Below are 4,546 nucleotides of genomic sequence, written 5' to 3'. Positions count from 1 at the left end.
TAATCTCGGGATCTAAGGCAGAAGACTTTAACGATGCTACTAGAATCGCAATCAATGATATCAAGCTAAAGGGCAATAAGGATGCAGTGACTCAGTACAAGGCAGACCAGGTGAGTAGCGCGGGGTTTGTAGTACAGCAGTACGGCAAGGCCAATGGCTGGTCCCAGGCTCAAATCGATCAGTATGCTAAGATGGCTGAACAGTTTGTGCAAAGACAACAAGGAAAGCAAGAACTGAATCGGGACAAACTGCTGCTAGATGCTGCAAACTTAGCCACCGGAGGCTTACTCGAAGCCGACCAACAGCTATTGCACGGTGGACTCGAGAGTACGGTTGCTAAGTTTGCCGGCGGAGTGATGAAGACACTGGGAGATCTAGGCCACGACTTAGGTGTAATATCCGCAAGCGATAATAAAAGCATCTACAAACAATCATCAGACTTTCAACATACGATCGACCTTTCGAAAGCGAAGGGAGAGGCAAATACCGGGAATGTAAGCTTGAGCCAACAAATCAAGCAGGCTACGAGAGACAAGGTATTTGATGCGATCGGTGAGATGCTATCTCCCAATTTTGGAGGAGCAGACCCTCACGCGATCGGACAATTACTAGAACAGTACGAGAACCAACAAACCGCTAGAAAAAATGCGGCTAACCAGAGACTGGAAGATGCAGCACAAGGAGTGGCGATTGTAACTGCTGCAATCATCACAGGACTCTCAGGAGGAGCGGGAGCTCCATTACTCGAGGCGGCCACTGCCCTCTCCACCGGAGCAGCAGTCACGGCAGATGGCGCAATGATGCTAACGGCAGTAGGGGCCAATATAGCAACCCAAACGTATGTGGGAAGTAGAGTTGGAGGGACGAACGGAGCGGTAGCAGGATTTGCAAACGGGGTCATCAGTGCAGCCACGATGGCGACAGAAACTCCGGTATCGGGATATGTAAGCTATACACCTCACCAAAACGCGAATATCATAACCGGTCAACAAGAAGTGGCCGGGGGCTGGGGAGGCGGAATCGTGGCAGCGGGTACTGTAGGCCAAGGAGCGATGAAGGGACTCGGAGTCAACGGAGGGCTATCGTTTACCCCTGGAAACGGCCTTACCATGAACGTAAATGCAAACCTACCGAATGCCAACGGAACGTATGTAGGAATCAGCTATAATACGAGTAATGGAGGCTACACGGTGAATGGGGGTTATAACATAGCTAAATACGGAAATAATAATTTTGGACTGAACGTATCGGCAAGCGACACCGGAGTTGTGAATGCAGGAGTGAACTATAGCTACTCTGGCGGAGGCGATAACCGTTGGACGAATACTCTGAGTAATTTCGGAGGAGCGTTCTTAAACTTCTCGAATACGGGAGAGATTACTCTTAGTAATCAGTTTAAGGGAGTCAATACGGTCAGTGTGGGTTACAACACGGATACCCACAGCTTTGGACCACTTGGGATCAACGGTAGCTTTAGTACGGATCTCTTGACATCTTTAGTACAGGAACATGCGGCAGCGTCCTACGAGAATGATCAATTATTAGCGTCTGCTAAAGAGTTACCAGGCTAAGTCCTATGGAGATATCCTAGTCCAGATGGGAGAATTTACTCCCGAAGAGATAGCGAATCTACACAATGATCCTAACGGCAACGAGAAGATCGTAGCAGCGTTTAACGAAATCAAACAGAATGCGATTGATTCGGGTAATGAGGGAGCCTTTGGTCAACGTTTGCAGGATGCTATTAACAGTTTAAACCAGCAGAACAACACAGACATTCCGGTTAACGATCCGTTAAACGACCGGTCCTCTTGGCCTCAGAACGCGGATGAGCAGGCAGGTAAGAATATTCTGGATTTAGGTTATGCGCTGACTAGGAAGGAGGAGGAAGCTCAGAATGGACAACCTGCTGGTGCGGAAGGAGAGGGACGAAATAACAAGTCTAACAAAAAGGATTTCATCAACTATGGAGAAGGATCTTATGATAATAATTATGAGAGATATCAAAATAATCCCGGTTCCGATGAGGCTATAACTAACGCCTTTACTGAAACAGATCCAACTAAATTCAACCAGGGCGCAAATGGCCCACTGTCAATAAGATTCACTGATGCCGTTGTGGAATTACGTGCGAAAGCAGAAGCGAATTTAACTAGACAAGATCGTGAAGATATTGGTAATTTGAAGGCGCAAATTGCAGAGAATACTAAACTTTTAAATTCTAAAAGTTTATCAGCAGGTGATCAACTTCTACTGACATCTCAAATTGAACAGGCTAAGTTGAAAATTAATTTGATTAAATACAATAAGGAAAGCGTGCTCCCCGCTGGCAATGTAGACTCAAAGAATTATCAAGATGTAATTAATATGCTTGGAGATAATAAGATTACTTCAAACCAATTGGGAGCGAGTACAGCTGGGGCAATTTGTTACGTCGCGGTTCATACGAACTATATGGGAAAAGATCCAGTCGAATTCTGGGCCCAGCAGGCAGCAGCCGGTAATGTGGGGATAACAAATCAAAAATATCGAGGACTGTACGCGCCTGCACTTGGTAAAGGAAGCGGTTGGAGTGAGGATGGAATGATAAATGTACAGAACAAAACCAATGGATATTATTTGCCGAGCAATAACCCTGATCCGAAGAAGTGGACGTTTATCGAAGGTAAAGGGGGAATTATTCCAGTTTCTAGTTCTGATGTCGATACATTAAATAATAGCAAGGCGAACACTGCATTGGCCTGGGTCGATACCGATAATGACGGAGTCGCCAATCACTATGTAAGAATTGTCAGAGGACCGAATGGTAACTGGTATAACTTTGATCATAATAGATCAGGTGATTTGATCAATCGCCCTGCTTATGTAAATTTCAACAATGTATATGGGCTTGAATATAATCCAAAGAGCAGCAAATAGAAGAGGTAAATCATTTTGAAAAAATATACTATATTATTTTTACTTTTGTCCGTGATTCTTTGCAAAGAAAAATCTGTAGAACAAGTGGGAGAAGAATCTAAAAAGGAGATCAACATGCCAACGAAAGCGAACTCAAACATTGAAGATAAGAAATTAAGTCGATTCAATCCTCCCTCTGGGATCTACTCTATGGTTGATTCAACTACCATGGCTACATTTTTATCAGCTGATATCCCAGACGCGAGAGAGTATTGCTTGGAGATAAATTTAGAGAGTAGCGTTGCTATCGCAAAATTTCGAAAAAATTCAAATAAATATAAAATTGAGATCGAAAGCTTACGAGAAAATGGGTTCTCTCTTCTTTATAAAGGAAAACGTAGAGAACTTGAATTTCAGCAAGTCACCTTTCGCGGAATTACTGGATATGACCTTTACTGCGCAGGCTATTCGCATAAAAATAAGAAGGGAGAGTGGAATCCTGGGTCGGAATGTGGGAGGCTACAAAGCTTTCAATCGTTAGAAGAATGCGAGGCCCATTTTGAAAAATATATCAAAGAATTTGGTGATGTTAAATCTGAGGAGACCATGTAGTCACAAGGATAAAGATAAAAGAGATTATAAATACTGAAAGGATTGAATTTAAAAACTAAAATGCAAGCTCGCAACTTACAGACAAAATCTCCTTTCACACCCCGCGAAGGATCGACACGGGGTCACAAAAATCGCAGATGCGATTTTTTGACCGAAGTGGGTAAGCGCTCAATTAACCCCAGGGTAAGCTATCGATCGAATCGTGTTAAACTTATGAGATGAGCAAAGCAAGAAAGAGTCGGGAAGAATATATAGCAGAATATCAAGAAAGCGGCTTGAGCCAGAAGGCTTACTGCGAAGAGTCGGGAATCAGCGTAAGCACGTTAGGTTATTGGCTTCGTCATAGCAAAGAGAAAGTGAAAACGGCAGGCTCTGAGAAAAGGCTCGTGCCAATAAACTTAGGAAGTTTAGAGGCGAGTAAAGGTGTGGAAATAAAAATAAGCCGGAGTGGAGAAATAAACATAACGATACAAGGGAAATAGGAATGATATTTCGAGATCCGAAGAGTCTGCGAGTATATGTCCGACCGGGAAGGACAGATATGAGGAAATCGTGGAACGGTTTGAGTACTATAGTGAAAAAAGAAATGTCGAAGGATGTGTATTCGGAATATCTGTTTTTGTTCTGTGGCAAGAGCCGAGATCGATTGAAATGTCTGTATTGGGACGGAAACGGCTTTTGCATATGGCAGAAGCGGCTCGAAAAGGGAAAGTTTCCGTGGCCTGAATCGGAGGAATCGGCGTTGGACTTAAGTTGGCGTGAAGTATCCTGGCTACTGAAGGGTATAGATTTTAGAAAAGAGCATCGATTAATGGATGTATCCGGCCTTCGATAAAAAGTTCTTGAAGAAAGCAGGACAAGAAATATAAAAGCAGAGTGTCTAGAGAGGAACTTTTAGCGGAAAACGAAGAGCTTAAAGTATTATTGCATAATATACAGAAAGATAATGCGTCTCTTCGTTCTAAGATTAGTTCTTTGGAGAATCTCGTTCTCGGCTATCGCAAAGAATTGTATGGAAGCAAATCGGAGAAGATAG

The 4,546-nt window shown here is 43.5% G+C and carries 5 protein-coding genes and 1 pseudogene; all 6 read left to right on the top strand.

The genetic code is table 11. The features are described from left to right. A partial coding sequence (locus LEP1GSC047_RS22190) for a TIGR04388 family protein (protein ID WP_020988807.1) occupies positions 1-1,571 on the top strand: 1,571 nt, incomplete at its 5' end. A 25-nt stretch (positions 1,572-1,596) separates the two neighbouring features. Continuing rightward, positions 1,597-2,919 (top strand): TIGR04388 family protein, encoded by a 1,323-nt coding sequence (locus LEP1GSC047_RS22185; protein WP_020988809.1) that lies wholly within the window; start codon positions 1,597-1,599, stop codon positions 2,917-2,919. A 15-nt stretch (positions 2,920-2,934) separates the two neighbouring features. Beyond that, positions 2,935-3,510 carry a hypothetical protein gene (locus tag LEP1GSC047_RS13140; protein WP_010415133.1) on the top strand — a complete coding sequence of 192 codons (576 nt, stop codon included), beginning with the start codon at positions 2,935-2,937 and terminating at the stop codon, positions 3,508-3,510. Between the two features lie 218 nt (positions 3,511-3,728). Beyond that, on the top strand, positions 3,729-3,992 hold the full coding sequence (gene tnpA / locus LEP1GSC047_RS13135; RefSeq protein WP_010410263.1) for an IS66 family insertion sequence element accessory protein TnpA: 264 nt from the start codon (positions 3,729-3,731) through the stop codon (positions 3,990-3,992). 2 nt (positions 3,993-3,994) lie between these two features. Continuing rightward, positions 3,995-4,345, top strand: coding sequence for an IS66 family insertion sequence element accessory protein TnpB (gene tnpB, locus LEP1GSC047_RS22550; protein WP_010410257.1), 351 nt, complete (start codon positions 3,995-3,997; stop codon positions 4,343-4,345). Positions 4,346-4,386: 41 nt separating this feature from the next. After that, positions 4,387-4,546: pseudogene (locus tag LEP1GSC047_RS22545) on the top strand (IS66 family transposase); the annotation flags it as partial.

Origin of the sequence: Leptospira inadai serovar Lyme str. 10 (assembly GCF_000243675.2) — a bacterium.
GTDB classification, from domain to species: Bacteria; Spirochaetota; Leptospiria; order Leptospirales; family Leptospiraceae; genus Leptospira_B; species Leptospira_B inadai.
Note: the sequence above shows the minus strand (reverse complement) of the source record. Positions and strands in the feature narration are given on the sequence as shown.